At 48.9% G+C, this 17,161-nt stretch carries 13 protein-coding genes; 5 read left to right on the forward strand and 8 right to left on the reverse strand.

Going from position 1 to position 17,161, the window contains the following annotated elements:
- Positions 1 to 127 precede the first annotated feature (127 nt).
- The 3 genes from umuC to N7386_RS10110 form a co-directional block, all read right to left on the reverse strand.
- Positions 128 to 1,402 carry a translesion error-prone DNA polymerase V subunit UmuC gene (umuC, locus tag N7386_RS10100; protein ID WP_279768270.1) on the reverse strand — a complete coding sequence of 425 codons (1,275 nt, stop codon included), beginning with the start codon at positions 1,400 to 1,402 and terminating at the stop codon, positions 128 to 130.
- Positions 1,399 to 1,800 (reverse strand): translesion error-prone DNA polymerase V autoproteolytic subunit, encoded by a 402-nt coding sequence (gene umuD / locus N7386_RS10105; protein ID WP_109285937.1) that lies wholly within the window; start codon positions 1,798 to 1,800, stop codon positions 1,399 to 1,401. The genes umuC and umuD overlap by 4 nt, the downstream gene beginning before the upstream one ends.
- Before the next feature lie 277 nt (positions 1,801 to 2,077).
- Complete coding sequence (locus N7386_RS10110) at positions 2,078 to 3,466, reverse strand: SLC13 family permease (protein ID WP_279768274.1); 1,389 nt, start codon at positions 3,464 to 3,466, stop codon at positions 2,078 to 2,080.
- A gap of 79 nt (positions 3,467 to 3,545) precedes the next feature.
- On the opposite strand from N7386_RS10110, the gene N7386_RS10115 reads away from it, so the two are divergent.
- Positions 3,546 to 4,358, forward strand: coding sequence for a helix-turn-helix transcriptional regulator (locus N7386_RS10115; RefSeq protein ID WP_279768276.1), 813 nt, complete (start codon positions 3,546 to 3,548; stop codon positions 4,356 to 4,358).
- Positions 4,359 to 4,575: 217 nt separating this feature from the next.
- Here the strand turns inward: N7386_RS10115 and N7386_RS10120 are convergent, their stop codons facing one another.
- Entirely contained in the window at positions 4,576 to 7,092 is a 2,517-nt protein-coding gene (locus N7386_RS10120; protein ID WP_279768277.1) for a glycoside hydrolase family 15 protein, read from the reverse strand.
- Between the two features lie 129 nt (positions 7,093 to 7,221).
- Entirely contained in the window at positions 7,222 to 8,817 is a 1,596-nt protein-coding gene (locus N7386_RS10125; protein WP_279768279.1) for an MFS transporter, read from the reverse strand.
- A 741-nt stretch (positions 8,818 to 9,558) separates the two neighbouring features.
- Between N7386_RS10125 and N7386_RS10130 the strand changes: the two genes are divergently transcribed.
- From N7386_RS10130 to N7386_RS10140, 3 genes are all read left to right on the forward strand, one after another.
- Positions 9,559 to 9,852, forward strand: coding sequence for a YciI family protein (locus N7386_RS10130; protein ID WP_086903480.1), 294 nt, complete (start codon positions 9,559 to 9,561; stop codon positions 9,850 to 9,852).
- A 70-nt stretch (positions 9,853 to 9,922) separates the two neighbouring features.
- Complete coding sequence (locus N7386_RS10135; protein ID WP_279768282.1) at positions 9,923 to 10,864, forward strand: alpha/beta hydrolase; 942 nt, start codon at positions 9,923 to 9,925, stop codon at positions 10,862 to 10,864.
- Between the two features lie 187 nt (positions 10,865 to 11,051).
- Positions 11,052 to 12,059 carry a class I SAM-dependent methyltransferase gene (locus N7386_RS10140; RefSeq protein WP_089067870.1) on the forward strand — a complete coding sequence of 336 codons (1,008 nt, stop codon included), beginning with the start codon at positions 11,052 to 11,054 and terminating at the stop codon, positions 12,057 to 12,059.
- 85 nt (positions 12,060 to 12,144) lie between these two features.
- Here N7386_RS10140 and N7386_RS10145 read toward each other — a convergent pair whose 3' ends face one another.
- The 3 genes from N7386_RS10145 to N7386_RS10155 all read right to left on the reverse strand — a co-directional run bounded on the left by N7386_RS10145 (position 12,145) and on the right by N7386_RS10155 (position 15,973).
- The gene (locus N7386_RS10145) at positions 12,145 to 12,594 is read right to left on the reverse strand and encodes a carboxymuconolactone decarboxylase family protein (RefSeq protein ID WP_279768286.1); all 450 of its coding nucleotides are present in this window, start codon (positions 12,592 to 12,594) and stop codon (positions 12,145 to 12,147) included.
- A 36-nt stretch (positions 12,595 to 12,630) separates the two neighbouring features.
- Positions 12,631 to 13,515: a helix-turn-helix domain-containing protein gene (locus N7386_RS10150; RefSeq protein ID WP_279768288.1), complete on the reverse strand. Its 885-nt coding sequence runs from the start codon at positions 13,513 to 13,515 to the stop codon at positions 12,631 to 12,633.
- A gap of 346 nt (positions 13,516 to 13,861) precedes the next feature.
- Entirely contained in the window at positions 13,862 to 15,973 is a 2,112-nt protein-coding gene (locus N7386_RS10155; protein ID WP_279768291.1) for a glycoside hydrolase family 97 protein, read from the reverse strand.
- 256 nt (positions 15,974 to 16,229) lie between these two features.
- Here N7386_RS10155 and N7386_RS10160 point away from each other — a divergent pair, with 256 nt between their 5' ends.
- Positions 16,230 to 17,057: a tRNA (adenine(22)-N(1))-methyltransferase TrmK gene (locus N7386_RS10160; RefSeq protein WP_279768292.1), complete on the forward strand. Its 828-nt coding sequence runs from the start codon at positions 16,230 to 16,232 to the stop codon at positions 17,055 to 17,057.
- Positions 17,058 to 17,161: the final 104 nt, after the last annotated feature.

Raw genomic sequence — 17,161 nt, forward strand, 5'->3', positions numbered from 1 at the left:
AGGTGGGATAAAAGTGGTGGATTGGAAGTATCTTATTAACTGTTGAAAAATAGCGCATTATTGCCGCAGCTTTAGGGATTTAACAAACCTTAACAGGTAAGCAAATAGCGTGTTTGCATACTATGGCTTATTTTACTGTCGGAATGTGTGCCCACTGTGTGGTGTAGCGGGGGGAGAGTTGGTTACGCTTCATGCTCCAATCTGCATTAAGTCCTTGACCTGCAAATTGGATCTTGGCTTTACCGCTGTGATTCACGCTATCCAGTAGGTTCATTAAGGCTCTACTTTTTGGCTGTGGTTTGACTTCATCAAATAATCCTAGTTGAAACACACCTGGCGCATAAAAATCCCCCAGCATGACGCCCGCCTTGGCATAGGCATATCCTTCACGCCAAAGCCTAGACAAGAGCCGCTGCGCTAATGCGATAAAATCGCGGGTATCGTCACTGGGATAAGTTAAATTGCCTGTGAGCACCTGACTGTACTGGGGTTGATGTTCAGTGAAATAACTGGTCCGAATAAATACGGATAGGGTACGTGCAAATTGACCCTCAACACGCAGTTTTTCGCAGGCTCGACAGGTGTAATCATTGATGGCCTGCTGCATTGCCGTGAACTGGGTAATGCGTTCACCAAAAGAGCGAGAACTGACGATTTGCTGTTTTGTCGCCACAAGTTGTTGAATATCATCACAGGCAATACCGTTTAGCTCATGCACAGTTCGTTCGACTGTGACCGAGAAGCTGTCTCGGATGAGCTTAGGTGGGGCATCGGCAAGCTGTAGGGCGGTATGTATACCCATAAGCTTTAAACGTTGCGCAATTTTTCGGCCAATCCCCCATACCTCATCAATTGGCGTCAAGGCCATTAATCGCCGTTGGCGTTCCGTCGTGCGTAAATCGACAACACCTTGAGTCATGGGATATTTTTTAGCGGCATAATTGGCGAGTTTGGCTAAGGTTTTACTCGGACCTATGCCAACACAGACACTGATCCCAATCCATTGTTGGATCCGTTGGCGAATATCCGCGGCTAACTGAGTGATATCTTGGCATCTATCGAGCCGAGACAAATCTAAAAAAGCCTCATCAATTGAGTAGACTTCTACCCTTGGCACCATGTGCTCGAGAGTGGTCATCACTCGATTTGAAATATCGGCATAAAGTGCATAGTTGGAGGAAAATACCGCTATATTATGGGCGCGGATCATGTCCATCACCTCATACACGGGGACGGCCATTTTGACGCCTAATTGTTTCGCCTCTGCTGAGCGTGCAACCACGCAACCATCGTTATTGGAAAGCACAACAATGGGTTTGCCTTGAAGATCGGGGCGAAACAAGCGTTCGCAGGAAGCGTAGAAGTTATTGCAATCGACGAGGGCAAATAGCGTAGCAGTCATTTGAATTTCTTCACCACACAGGTGACAACACCAAATAGGTTTAGCTCGGAATCATGGTGGATGTTAATGGCTTTAAATGCCGGATTACGGGGTATTAATTGCACTATTGGACGTAACTGCAATTGTTTAACGGTAAACTCACCATCGACGGATGCGACCACAATATCACCGTGCGTAGCCTGTAATGCTCTGTCCACCACTAATATGTCGCCACTCGAAATGCCCGCATCGACCATTGAGTCTCCCTGTACCTTCACAAAAAATGTTGCTGTGGGGTGTTTAATACAAAGTTCATTGAGATCGAGTGAATGCTCAATGTAATCATGGGCAGGAGAAGGAAATCCAGCCGCAACGGAGGAGCTAAAAAGTGGATACTGTGTTTGTGTGAGCATATGCATAATGAAAATCAAAATACTGTATATAAAAACAGTGTAGCGTATTTTGATGACTTGTCGAAAGTGTGTTGAGTAAGACGACAGGCAAACGTTGAGGTCACACAATCAGATGCAAAGGAATAGTAAGCACGACGTGGGGAATGACTTTAGGTCACAACCTTCTAATTCACTAACGTTAACGCATGGGGTTGTCGCTAAGTTGGTTGCGGCACTCCTTTGCCGCAATTTTGAGTCTTGTTTGGCTCATAAAACTAGGGTTATTTTTCTATACCTCAAAGGCTTAGCTTATCCAGCCTAATAACTGCCACCAGAGGTAGTCCAGCGGCATCAGCACTAGTAAGGTGATCAGCGCTAAGGGTAAGGTGACTTTCAGCAGATGGGCGAGGGACTCCTGAGATAATTGCATCGCCAAAATCAGCGGCGGCGCTTGATAGGGGAAAATCACCGTCGAAAAGCCGATCACTTGGGTCATCAATACCGCGGGGAGAGAAAAACCTGTCGCATTCGCTAAGTCGGCAGCCATTGGGGTTAATACCGTAGGCACACCAGGCACGGTTGCCACTAATCCGGTTAAGGTCGATATCAGTGATAAGGACATAAAGTTGAGGAAAGAGGCGCCTTGTGACAAGGGTAAGTATTGGCTGAATGCTTGGCCGAGCGCGCTACCTAGCCCAGATTGATTGACTAAAACGCCTAATCCTAGCGCGGCGGCAACAAAGATAACCGTTGAAAAATCAACTGATTGATTAAAACGTTTTGGCTCAATAATGCCCCATTTCGGCAGCAAGAGGATGATGGCGGTCGTTAGCCCCACCCATGCCGGATTGATCCCATGCCATGAGTCTGTTATCCAAAATAGCAGGGTGATGATGAGTAACACAGCGAGTTTAACTTGCTTGGTCACATCATACGCTTCGATATCCGTCGCTGCCGCCATCTGGGTTTTATCAATTTTGGCCGGAAACAAATACACCACGATCACCACGATAATGGCTGATTTGAGCAGACCTAAAATCGGAAAGTGCAGAAACAGATACTCAGCATAGCCAAAATGCACGTTAAACAGGTTTTCGCTCGCACCTGCCAAAATCATATTGGGAATATTGGCGGGCAGCACCGCAAGGCTTGGCATATTACAGGCAAGTGCTAGGGCGGTTGCTATGCCTATCCGGCCATTGCTGCCTCGACTAAATCCGAGTTGCTCGGCCAAGGCCATACCGATGGGCAGCATCACTACCGCGCGCCCAACCGAGGATGGCATCACAAATCCCAGTAGCATCGCGCTGATGACGAGTCCCGCAATCATGCGTGGATAACTCATAGTTAACGCGGGGGCGATAACGGCCGCGAGGCGGCGACTCAACCCCGATTCTGCAATGGCGCTGCCAATCACAAAGCCAGAGATAATTAACCACACCGCCGTCGAACCGAATCCCGAGAACAACGCACTGGGGTCGATCAGTTTAAAAATGGTGGCCAAGGCAAAAAAGATCAGTCCCGCCATAAAGGGCGGAATAAAGCCGGTGCTCCAAAATAACAGGGTGATGAGTACGACCGATGCGCTGTAGGAAAAAAGTGATGGGTGCTGCTGGAGTGGAAATATGGCCAGCAAGACTGCGACGAGCATGGCGCTAAAGACCAGCCATTTTTTAATACTTAACTTACCCATAGGGGATCACCTTAATATTGCGGGCATTGATATTGCGGCCTAAGATAGCCCAGTTAATATGGCGTTTTAAGGTGGTAATGTGTCAGATGTTATTTCTAAAGCGACAATGTTGGCGCCCAGCCAATTTGCGTTCACGTTAGATGCAAATCGTCCCGTATTGAGTAATGCGCGCAATCTTGAGGCCGAAATGGGCGTTGAACCCCATTCTCACCCTCGGGGGCAGTTACTTTGGGCGGCAAAAGGGATTTTACGGGTTCAGAGCGATAATGCGGTTTGGGTGGTACCATCGACCCATGCCGTGTGGCTTCCCAGTGGTTGCCGGCATCAAATTAACTGTGAAACCCAAGCTCATCTTCGCAATTTATATATCGATCCCAGTTATCGCGTAAGAGTGCAGGACACGCAGGTGGTGATGGTTACTATGACGCCGCTAATGCGTGAAATGGTTCTGAAACTATGCCAAGACGCCACAATGGAACCTGCCAAATATTTTCGCTTGGGTTTAAGTGCCATAGACGAGTTAGATGCGCTCGACAGTGTGAATACCTACTTGAATGCGGGCTCGGATCCGCGTCTTGGCCGAGTGATCCAGTTATTGATCAAAAAACCGCAGTCGGAGTATACCTTGGCCGAATTAGCTCAAAGTGCGGGGGCGAGTATTCGAACCATAGAACGACTCTTTAAAGCCGAAACCGGGCAGACCTACAGGCAATGGCGCCAAAGATACCGATTACTCAACTCCCTTGAGCGGTTAACCCAAGGGGAAAGCACAACAAGCGTGGCCCATAGCCTTGGATATTTGAGTGTCAGTAGTTTTAGCGCAGCATTTAAAGTCTTATTTGGTTGCACGCCTCAGGAATATGCCCAAAAAAGCGTGCAAGCCACACGGTAGCATTACTATCTCTCGCTTTGTACTCAATCTAACGGCTACCAAGCAGGCTTCTTTGAATAGCTGCAAAGATAGTTCTTTAAGCTAGTTCCTTTAGATTGCTCTTAGGGCTAGATCTTAGAGATAGACCTTAGAAATAATCCCTTAAGAGCGTTCTTAAACAGAGTCCTTTAGTGCTAATCAGCACTAAAGGACACAATTAGATTGTCTCGAGTAGGGTTTATTTCAACGCTTCTGGGACGATAGGGTAGTTATCCCATACTCGACCATCGCTCATTGAACGCACCAGCTTGATATATTCAGCGTGGGTCCAGGCGAGCGGGGTGGCGGAGTTAGTGCCTTGGCCGAGTTGATATTGGTAGCGTGTGGCGTTACCCACACCGTCCCATGCTTGCTCGGGGAGCATTAGACCCGCGTTGGCGAAGGTTTCCATCCCTTGTACATAGGTATTGATAAGCTGCTGTTTGGTTTGCTGCGCGTGAACACCGCTTAGCTCTCCCTTAGCGCTGGCGAGGGCCAATTCAAAATGGCCACGCTCGCCGGTGAAGAAGGGCCATACGCGGCCGCGTTGGTTGTCGCTATTACTGCCTGATTCGGCGTAGTTTGCGCCAGTGAGGATATCTTCACCGTAGCCATCGTTACCGTAACGTCTAAACCCAGGAACACTGCTGCCATCTTTTGCAGTAAAGTTGTATTTGAGGCGTAAATTGTCCTCAAGCTCAGTGTTATCCACCAGCGCTAGGCTTTGATTAATCAGCTTATCGGTGGCGCCACGCACGCCGTAGCGCACCAGCTCTAAAAAGCCGCCATCGAGGATCTGACGTTGATCTAATCCCGCACGACCATTATTAGCGGCGAGTTGCTCGGCGGTGTTTGGTTCGCCATTCGGGCTTAATCGCAGATAATAAGGCGCCTTAATGCCTTGGCTATCGGTAAGCAAACCTTGGGTCGTCACTAAGTGTTTTTCAAGTTGTTGATTAAGCGTTTTAGCGGTTGCGAGATAACGCTGACTGGCATCGCTGTCGTTTACTGCCTTAGCAATATCACTCGCGGCCACTAAGCCTGCGATCACTGCGGCCGTGGTGGAGGGCGAATAACCAGCTTGTTCTTCCCAACGTTCTTGCTGGGTTTTCGGTGGCGTAATTTGCGTGTGATTCCAGTCAAGATTCACCTCTCCGCCGCTGACTAAAAATTCCGCCGCGGCTTTTAGCATCTCTTGATACCAATGGCTCAGTTCCGCTTGGCTGAGTACGCCTGCCTGCCAGAGTTTCCAGCCGAGCATGATCGGCATCGCCGTTTGGTCGAGCTGTACGCCCACCCATTCGATTTGGCCATCCACATGGGTCTTTTGTAAGAACCAACCGGGCGTGCCACTATAGCCTGGAGTTTTGTCACTCACTTGCACCTTTTTAAGGTACTCAAAGGCGACTTTAGGCGTTTGTGTATCGCCCATGGCGAGAAATGCCATGGCGCACTGGTAAAAGTCTCGGGGCCAAACGGCCTTGTAGCCCGTGCTGGGTGTGACAGCAGGGACGGTATCGCCCCAAGGATTAGAAAGCGAAGCGATAAGGGCGCCCGCATAGGTTTTATCTTCCTGCGCCTTGAGTACCATGGCACTGGTATACAGCAGCTTGCCATTATCCGTGGTGCTCTGTGCCATATCAGGCATCGCGGGTAGCGATTGTAAATAACTGTGCCAACCGGCGTTGTATTGGCTCAGCACTGCATCATACCCCGCCGTTAAGCTGGCGTTGGCATTGGCTAAACTGCTGGCTTCATCCTGGCCAAAACCAATCGCCAAATTCACATTAAGAGGTTGATTAGCTTGGAGTGCAGGATAACTGGCGGTAAAGGCAATGTTGCCTTGAGTGGGCTTTTCAGCGTTGCTGGTGGCCTGATACAGGGTATCGAGCTTACCGTTATCGGCTAAATCGGCCAAACCGTCGGATACACCGACAAAGCCCGTAGTCGCCTGCGTAAAATCGATATCCGATTTCACCGTCATTACGCTGCTGTGGGGATCATTGGTGCGAGCAATAAGGGCTTGATGATCGATTCTGCCAATATCATTCGCGCCTGCATTATCGATATGGGGGTTAACGTATAAATGCGGTGTGATGCCTGCTTCAAAAGCGGTAAACGTCACGCGCATCATCAGCGTATCGCGGTCGGGATCGGTAAAGATATGTTTTTCTATCTGATACTTACCTTCAACATCGCGATTGATAATCTTATAGGCCAAGGATTGTGGGCGGCCATTGGCATCGGTATCTAAGTATTCAATGCTGCTGATAGTGTTGTCTTTTTCGGTATCGACAAAGCCATTGCCTGTGATCACAAATTGCAACTCTTTGAGCTGAGCATTATGAATAAGGCCGTACATGGTCTCGGTTAAAATCCCCTGTGCGACGGAGAACCACACTCGGCTAATGGGATTTTGGATGCTGTCTTGGTATTGCCCCTGAGTATAAGGCTCATAGGAGGTGCCGATACCGGTTTTGCCGGAAAACGCCCAGGTTGGGGCTTTGCCGGGGGCGCCGGGGGCAATCTGTGCGTCTGTGACTTTGATGACGGCCGCTGTTGATGAGTCTGCATTGGTGGCCGAGGGTGAGCAGCCCGTTAAGCTGGCAACGCCGATAAGGCTTGCGGCAATTGCGAGCGCAATCGGCTTACGAGTTAAGTTGCGGCGGTCAGTTAAGCTGCGAGCCTGCAGTGAAGGTACTGTTGTCGATGCCATATTCTTCAAAATCTCCCCAATCAATAGATGGTGCTAATTGCGATTTATTCTTGTTGTAAGCTATGTGGTCATGCGTCTTGGCGTTTAGTTGCCCAAACGCCAAGGGTGCCGAGTTGTAGGATCTGCGATTTACGCTTGAGTGTGCTGAGTATTCGGTTGCTCAACAAAGAGCACGGCAATCCCGGCGCAGAGCATCAGAACGCCGCCAGTGATCAGGGCGTAGATGGGCTGACCATCAAATAATCCATTAAGAATTAAGCCTAAAACACTGGCCGCGAGCAGCTGTGGGATCACGATAAAGAAGTTAAAAATCCCCATATACACCCCCATCTTTTTCGGCGGTAAGGCGCCAGATAACATGGCGTAGGGCACGGAGAGAATCGAGGCCCAAGCGATACCCACGCCAATCATGGGTAGCCATAACAGACTGGGATCTTTGATAAAATAGAAACTGATCAACCCAAACCCGCCGCAGAACATATTAAAGGTGTGGGTCAGTTTGATGCCGATACGTTTAGCAAGCAGTGGGATAAACAGGGCCGCAATGGCCGAAAATCCATTGTAGGAGGCGAACAGTACGCCCACCCAATCGGCACCATCGTTATAGGCCTTAGACAACACATCGCTGCTGCCAAAATGATAGGACGTCACCGCCGAGGTGGTGTAAATCCACATCGCAAAGAGCGCGAACCAAGAGAAAAACTGCACTATGGCTAACTGATGCATGGCCTTAGGCATATGGAATAAATCATCGACCACATTAAAGACAATGCCCAGTTGCGCGCGCTGTGAGGGCGTTGATTTGCCTAAACGCAGGGCGCAGTAAAGTTGCAATGGGCCAAAGGCAAAAATCCCTAAGGTTAAAATATACAGCTGCTTATCTAAATCCTGTGTCAACACCGCAAGCGTTAGCAGTGCGCCTACAGCCATCCAAACGATAGCGGCAAATTGATAATTCTTGTGGGTGCGTGTGCGGTTTTGTTGCTCATCTATGCCTGCGTCAGCATTGCCATGGAAGGCGGCAAGTTCATCGGGGGAATATTCTTTGGTAGACACAACAGTCCAAGCCACGCTAAGAAACAGCACTGCGCCGCCAAAATAGAAGGCATAACGCACCGAATCGGCTATTTCGCCCGCGGGCGCGGTATTGGCGACAGCAAAGAAGTTGCTGAGAATATAGGGCAGGGCCGAGGCCACAACCGCGCCGATGCCGATAAAAAAGCTTTGCATAGCATAGCCTTGAGTGCGCTGCTTGGGGGGTAAATTATCCCCCACAAAGGCACGGAAGGGTTCCATGGCGATATTGATTGAGGCATCCATAATCCACAGCATGCCCGCGGCAATCCATAACGTAGGGGAATGCGGCATCACAAAAATTGCGAGAGTCGTACAAATGGCGCCGATTAAAAAATACGGCCGGCGGCGACCTAAGCGCCCCCAAGTGTTATCGCTCAGATAACCAATAATAGGTTGAACCAGTAGACCCGTTAACGGTGCAGCAATCCACAGAATAGGAATATCATCGATAGAGGCGCCAAGGGTTTGGAAAATGCGGCTGACGTTGGCATTTTGCAACGCAAAGCCGAATTGGATCCCCAAAAAGCCAAAGCACATATTGAAGATTTGCCAGAAATTCAGCTCGGGTTGCACCCTATGCACGGCGCGCTGCGCCACCTTGGGCGAGAAATTCTCTAATGGGGTAACCGTTTGTTGATCCGCGGACATGCAACTTCCCTTCAGTAGCGGGCAGCGGGGCTGCCTTGAGTCATTTATCGTTATAATGTGTGGCCTATTCAATGGCCTTTGCTCAGTTTTACGCGTGTTGTGCTAGCTTCCCAAACGTGCATCAGCGCTTGACCGTGTGGGTGAAAAAATGGCGAATATACCTCTCCCTCAGAAGCATATTCGCCAATAAATTCATTTTCATACTCAATGATGCAAATGCTCAATAGCAGAAAAGAACCTAAGCCTGACAGCTATCCTCAAAGGCAACCACCAGAAACGACCTCACAGTGTTCAACCCCACAAGCAGAGGGTGAAACTAGCGAATTTATAGTAGCCGCAGCGCCAATTGACGCACAACCGCTTACATACGTATTCATCATTCCTTGATAACCCTGGCGAAACAGCCCTGTAACTAATAGTGTGTGGATTTTACGTGAGGCGTGGATGGGTTTAAACCCTCGATTTATCCTGTTATCACATCGGTGGGGGGCGTTCAGAACCTTGCTCCATGGGTCACTCGCGCTGTGATGAAGGGCTATGCATTCAATCCACTCAGATATGTGGGTAAGCACGTGGCTCATCTTTCAGCTTAATCAACAGACTCATCTTTATAGGCTATTGATAGCGAAAGTATAATGCATCACTATGTCGCCAGACTTTACCGACTTGCCGCCATTGATGTTTGTGGCAAGAGCAATTGAGAATTCATTCTGGCTTGTTATTACGCCATTAAGGAACGCTATGTTTGTTATTACTTTAACCTACAAAAAACCGCTGGCCGATGTGGAACTGCATTTGGCGGCCCATATTGCCTATCTCGATGAATATTATGCCAAGGGCACCTTTATCGCCTCTGGCCGTAAGGTACCCCGCACAGGTGGAGTGATCCTTGCCAAAGCGGATAATCGCGCCGAGCTTGAAGCCATTGTCAAACTCGACCCCTTCTATATCGAAGAGGTGGCCGAATTTGAGGTGGTGGAATTTGTCCCCACTCGAGCCGCAGCAGGTTTAGAGCCGTTGATTGAAGTGATTTAATGGCCTTTAAGTCTGTCATAGAGGCTGATATCGGCAGGCTAGATTTCGTCGCTTTAGCGAAAGGTGCCAAATGCTGAGATTGGGTATTTCATCCCGCTTAACTAGCACAGCGGAACGCGATAAGAAGGATTTGATGGATCAAATTTGCAATGAGTTACAACAGGCAAAGGTTTTTAAAACCTTTTCAGACACTGGTGAAGGTGCGCATTTTTACCATGCTAATGGGTTTCCATTGGGTGTTTATGCGCCCTTATTAGCCAAGTTGCAGCAAGCATTCAGCCTGAGTGCACTCGAGTTAAGACCGACATGGCCCGATGTTGGTTTGCCGCCTAAGCGCCGAGATTGGCAGCTATATGCCGATGATTTGATCTCGCATATAGAACAACATTGCAGTGCGCCAATTGTGGGCATAGGCCATTCGATGGGAGCAACCAGTACTATTCTTGCCGCCAGCAAAAGACCCGATTTGTTTAAGGCATTGGTCCTTATTGAACCCGCAATGGTATCGCGCTCTATCGCTTGGTTTGCCAAGTTAATGCCTAAATCACTAATGTATTTTACTGCGCCCGCAAAAAACACCTTAAAGAAGCGCGATATGTGGGAAAGCCGTGAGCATTTTCTTGAATATTGCAAAATGAGTAAGCTATACAAACGCTTTGATGATGAGGCGTTTACCGCCTTAGCCCAATTCGGGGTTTATCAAAACACTGATGGACAGTTCACGTTGAAGTTTCCTAAACAGTGGGAAGCGCATAATTACACTCAACCGCCGAATGTATTATCGATATTGCAGCAGCTAAAGCTTCCCTGCGTCGCCATCAGAGGGAAACCGTCAGTTTTCTTTTCTGAAGCCACTTGGCAGCGCTGGCAACAGCTCGCGCCAGACACAGTGTTTTTAGAAGATAAGCGGTATGGACATCTGCTGCCATTAGAAGATCCCTCAGCCTGCGTTAGCCTTATCCAAAGTGGACTCGCTGAATTGCACCGAAACGGAAGGTATAAATTAGTCTGAGCATGCATTTAGCGGTAACGACCAAAGCGAAAAAACGAACTAACAATCGCGGCGAGCCAAGATGCTAAAGGCCATTTTTTCGCACAGGCAGGGTGAATTTATCCGATATTCTGCGGCCTAGTTTGATATTATGCCGTTTTGCCCTCGAAACCTTACGCAGGTTTCCGCTGTATGAGTCCCGCTTTTTATGTCTATTCAAACGCTGTTATCGACGGCTCTGGCCAAGCGCCATGATTTTTTACTGCAAGCAGAACAAGACCATACCGATTGTTTTCGGGTGTTCCATGGCACAGTCGAAGGTGTCAGTGGCTTGAATGTCGATCGCTACGGCGATAATTGGTTAGTGCAGAGTTTTCACCAAACCTTAACCGATGCGGAATTAGCTGAAATTGTGGAAGTGCTCACCCAAGAAGTGGCTCTGCCTGTGGTGTATAACGATCGCTCCGCTGGTCATTCCCGCGTGCTCAATGCATTAAGCCCTGAACTGGATGATATTGCCTGTGCGGAGTTGGTAATGCAGGAAAATGGGATCAAATTCACCACTAAGCTGCGCCACGAAGGACAGGATCCGCTGCTATTTCTTGATATGCGTATTGGTCGTGAATATGTGCGGGCACATAGCCAAGATAAAACCGTGCTGAATTTGTTTTCTTATACCTGTGGTATCGGAACCGCAGCTGCCATGGGCGGCGCAGAACGAGTTGTGAATGTTGACTTTTCCTCCTTTGCACTCGCCGCAGGGCGAACCAATGCCGAGTTAAACCAAGTGTCAGAGGTATGTGAATTTGTGCAGAGTGATGCGTTTCCGGCCCTGCGCCAATTAGCAGGTTTAAATGTGGGCGGACGTCGTAATCAAAAATTGCCGAGTTACCCCAAATTGCCGCAAACCCAGTTTGATCTGGTGTTCCTCGATCCTCCTCGTTATGCCAAGAGTGCCTTCGGAATTGTCGATTTGGTTAATGATTACCAAGGGTTATTTAAACCCGCGTTATTATCAACCAAGGCCGGTGGCACAATCGTGTGTTGCAATAATGTCGCCAAAGTTGACCGACAAGATTGGTTTGATAGCCTAGTACGCTGCGTTGAAAAACAAGGCCGAGGCGTGACTGAGCACACTTGGCTCGATCCCCATGAGGATTTCCCGTCATTCGATGATAATCATCCACTTAAAATTGTCGCGTTGACCTTAAACTAACGACATAGCGATACGAACGACACAGTGATATTAACAAGCAGGGCACCCGATTCGGTGCCCTGTTTATTTGTCGATTTATGTGCCACTAGATGGGTTGTAAATGGAAGGCGATCGCGACGCGGTTCCAACCATTAATGGCGATGATTAGGCAGGTGAGATCGACAATTTCTTTCTCAGAATAATGCTCGGCGAGCGCGGCATATTCACTGTCGTGTACCGGCGATTGGGCGACGCGGGTTAAGGTTTCGGTCCAGCGCAGCGCTGCTTGCTCCCGTGCATCAAAGAGATCATCGACTTCGTGCCAAGCGGCCAGTAAATCTAAACGCCGCTGGGTTTCACCATCGTGGCGCGCCTCCTCGGCGTGCATTCGCTGACAAAACGCGCAGCCATTGAGCTGCGATGCCCTAAGCTTGACTAAATGCACCAATAATGGCGAAAACGCCGAGTCAGCCGCCGCTTTATCTAGGCTAATGAGTGCTTTGGCGAGTTCGGGTTGGAGTTGGTAAATCTGTTGGCGTGGAATTCGTTCTGACATAAAGCCTCCTGTAAGTTGAGGCTTCAATCTAAGGGCTTAATCGGGCGTTTTATTGGAGATTTGCGACATCTTGCGTTTTTTATATTGCCCCGGTGTTTGCTGCATTACCCGCAAAAAATGCTGGTGTAGGTGGGCTTGATCGTAAAATCCACAATCGAAGGCCACTTGCGCGAGACTAAGGGATGGCGATTGGCTCAATAAGTTGCGGGCGATTTTGACTCGATTCAGCTGCAATAATTGCGCGGGCGATAAACCCGTTTCCTGCTTAAATTTACGTTCAAATTGGCGCCGACTCATGGGGAGTTGCCCGTAAAACGTGTCTAAATTGGCTTGGGTGTGGATGAGTCGAGGTAAGGTTGCGGGGACTAGACTCATTCGCGTCGATAAGCTTAAGTCTAATTGCTTCGCTCGTTGCAATAGCCAGCATTCCACGAGGGCGATACGCTCGCTAGGCTGTGATGTGTCGACGAGTTGGTATAAGAGCGCCGTTAAACCCACGATGGGCCACTGGGTCACATCGATAACGTTTGTTGTCGTATCGACGCGGATAGCGGCTAGCTCAAGACCCAATAAATGGAAGGCGCCACCGGGCTGAAAACGCACCGTAATTTGCTCGGTACCCGGTGCGAAGCTGTGATAATGCCGCTGCTGTCCCGAGTAAAAATACGCTAAAGGCGTATCGCCAGTACCGGGTGATGGTAAATAGAAATGCAGGCTTGTGCCGCCGTCAGGATAGAAGCTTTGTTCGATTGACTGTGGTAAATCCGCTGCGACATGCAAATGAAAAAAACGCTGCACCCAAGGACGCAGTGGGGCAATGGCTTGAAAATGATTAAAGCCTAAGTGGGCAAATTGGGTCTCGAAACGCTTAAAACTGCGCATTTCGAGTTCATTAGCCGTGTATCGCAAGGTCGTCACCATTAAGCATTGGGGGAGTTTAGCTTAAGCTAACTTAAGGCAATTTGCATCTGTGTCGCGTGTGACTCAGTAGTGGAGGGCAGTGGTACTGCTTACATGCAATCCGCCAACGGTTGTAAGGCGCTGTAACTCAAATTTAAGCAACTCAAACTAAGTGACTAAAATAAAGGAACTTAAACAAAGTAACTTAAACAAGTAACGAAGTGGCTCAATAAAAAAATAGTCACCAAGAAGGGTTTCTCGGTGACTATTGTAATGACTACTGTCGCTAGGATTGCTGTTGCAATAGTCACTGTCGCAATAGTGACTATTGCTCGGGGTTTTTAAGCGTTCATGTTAGCGCTTGTCGTTACAGCGCTTTAAAGCGGATCGCTGTGCCGCCACTGCTGGCTAGCTGTAATGTCAGACTATCCTTGGCGCTAACCTCTTTGATTTCAATTACATAATCATAGGGATTGGTTTTCCAATCGGCTTTAGCGCCATCACGGTAGATCTGTGCTTGATAGCGTTTATTTGGGTCGAGGAAATCCAGTTTGACCTTAACCTGACGGGCATTTTCGTCGGTCAGCGCGCCTAAGTACCAATCCTGTTGATCCTTGGCCTGACGGGCAAACACCACATAATCACCCACTTCGCCAGCCAGTGCGATACTTTGATACCAGTCTGTTGGTACATCGCGGATAAACTGGAAAGCATCTAGATGTTTTTGGTAATTGCGCGGCAAGTCGGCGGCCATTTGGATTGGGCTATAGAGCACCACATACAGGGCGAGCTGCTTCATCAAGGTGGTTTGCACGCGGTTTTCGGCATCTAAGCCTTTCGGGGCTAAGTCAAAAATCCCCGGTGTAAAGTCCATTGGCCCCGCCAGCATGCGGGTAAAGGGCAACATGGCAGTGTGTTCTGGGTTATTTGGTGGGCTGCCCCAGGCATTGTATTCCTGTCCGCGTGCGCCTTCGCGGGCAAGCCAGTTTGGATAGGTGCGGCGAAGTCCGGTATCTTTAATCGGCTCATGGCTGTTGATGCTGATATGGTGCTTTGCGGCTTCGGTTACACTGTGCAGATATTCACCGACCATAAACTGTCCATCGTGCCATTCGTGACGGGTGATGCCGTTTTCATCGATGCGTTTGATTTGTCCACCGTCAGCCACATAACCGGTTTTGACTTGGGTCACGCCATGTTTTTCATACAGGGCGAAGGCATCATCCATTTGATTACGATAATGGGTCACTGAGCCTGCGGTCTCATGGTGACCAATCAGGCGCACGCCTTTATTCGCGCCGTAGGCGGTAATGGCGGGTAAATCGAAATCATCGTAGGCCTTGGTAAAACTGAATTGATCGCCATTATGGAACCAATCGCCATCCCAACCTTGGTTCCAACCTTCGACCAAGACGCCATCAAACTGATACTTGGCGGCAAAATCCATATAGCGCTCTGTTTCGCTGGTGGTTGCGCCGTGTGTTGGACCCGAGCCCCAAGTGTTTTCATTGAGGTGCATCCCCCACCAAATGCCGACATATTTGCCCGGTTTTACCCAAGAGACATCCCCCAGTTTATTGGGTTCATTCAGGTTGAGGATAAGGTGAGAATTAAGCAGTCCCGTGGCCTTGTCGGCGATTTGAATCGTGCGCCATGGGGTATATAAGCCCGCTTGGGTTTTAACCCGAATACCATCTGACCAAGGGGTAAGATCGGCCTTAAGTTTGCCATCGCGCTGTTGATCGAGGGTCATCGAGGCAAAATCAACTAACGCCGCCTCGTGAATGCTTAAATGGGTGCCATCGACCAGTTTAAAGGTAAAAGGGGTGTGGGCTCGGTCGACTTGATTGAGCGCGCTGGTGCGATACAAATATTCGTAGCGGTTCCATCCACGAGAAGGGATCCACCAGGCGGTGGCCTTATCACTCTGGCCAATATTAAATTCGGTAAGTTCATCGGTAATGGCAAGCGGCGTATTGGTCGGTAGTGCGTTTTGGGTCGCTAAGTGATAACGAAAACCGATGCCATCGTCAAAGGCTTTAAACTCGAGATTTAAGTCGATTTTGCCGTCGGTTAATACCACGCTCAGCTGATTGTGTTGATCCTTTATCCACTCTTGCTCACCCCAAGGTTGCTGCCATTTGCCATCGGCGCTGGCGCTGTTGCTCGATTTGATACGTAGACCTTGGCCTAATTCGCCCAGTGAAGCAAAGACTAACCCTAAGCGGCTCGGTTCGATAATCGATTTGCCATGAAAATGGATTTGGTATTCGGGGCGGCCCGTATCATCACTCAGACTCAAGACGATTTGCTTATCGGGGGAGCTTAGGTTGAGAGTCTGCGCTGTGGCACTAGTGCAGAACAGGCTGCCAATGCTGAGTGCTAGCAAGCTGGGTGTAAATAGGCTGGCGGCCCAATGGCGGCTATTTCGCGTTGGCGAGTTGATATGGCGTGCATGGGTAAGAGGATTGCTGAACATTCCCTGATCCTTGTTTTTATAGTGAATATGGGTCAATGCATACTAGTGGCGATGGGTTTTTGCTCGCAATGGTTTGCATACGTATTCACCATAGTGACCAGTTATGCCACAGGCGGTTAGTAAGGCGTAAAGAGATGGGTTTTAACCGCTGACTCGGGTAGAATGCGCGGCTTTCTTATTGTGTTTAAGGGGCTTTAGGTGTTTAAGGCGCTTAAGCCGATATAGGCTGTGATATCAACGGGTTTTGGAGTGAGCGGTGAAAATCAGTCAGCGATTACAGCAGATCAATCGAATGGTGGGCCCTGGATACGATCATATCTGGGACTGCTGCTGCGATCATGGTTTACTCGGCATGTTGTTACTGCAAAGAAATGCCGCACTTAAGGTGCATTTTGTCGATTGTGTCGCGCCCTTGATGCAGCAACTTAGCCTTGAGTTAGCAAGGTTTTTCCCTCAGCAGCCTATCTCTACCACTCAAAATGCAATTGAGCAAACCACCAATCTTCAAAGTGAATGGCAAGTGCATTGCCTCGATGTGGCGGCCTTGCCACTGGCGCAATACGGCAAGCAAGCCAAGCACTTAGTGATTATTGCGGGTGTCGGTGGTGAGTTATTGGTTGAATTGGTGCGCAGTATTGTGGCGAATCAGCAAAGTCAAAGTGATGCTCACAGTGGAAATGATTCGAGTAATCATGACCTTAGTCAAGGCGCCTGCCAGCTCGAATTTATTTTGTGTCCCGTGCATCATAATTACCATGTGCGCAGCGCGTTGGCAGAATTGGGCTTATCCCTTAAAGATGAATATTTACTCGAAGAAAACCAACGTTTCTACGAGATCCTGCATTTAACTCAGGCCAATGCCTGCTCAAAAACGATTACCAGTTCAAAAACAACTGAAGCTGTGCCCTTAAGTGCGACGGGCTCAATCATGTGGCAAGGGTTAGATGCGGATAAAACCAACCAAGCCAAACGGTATCTTGACCAAACCATAGGCCATTATCAGCGTATTCCTGCGCATCGCATGCCAAACAAGTCGCAAATTGTGGCGGCCTATCAGCACATTTTGCAGCAACTGAATTGTTAACCTCATAGGTCAACATGTAGTCATTGAGCGCTTAGCCTTGGCGTTGAAACGGTTTTACTCTGTAAATCCATCGAGTTGGTTTATGCTATTAGGCCGTTAATCTT

It is taken from the genome of Shewanella sp. GD04112 (assembly GCF_029835735.1).
GTDB lineage: Bacteria > Pseudomonadota > Gammaproteobacteria > Enterobacterales > Shewanellaceae > Shewanella.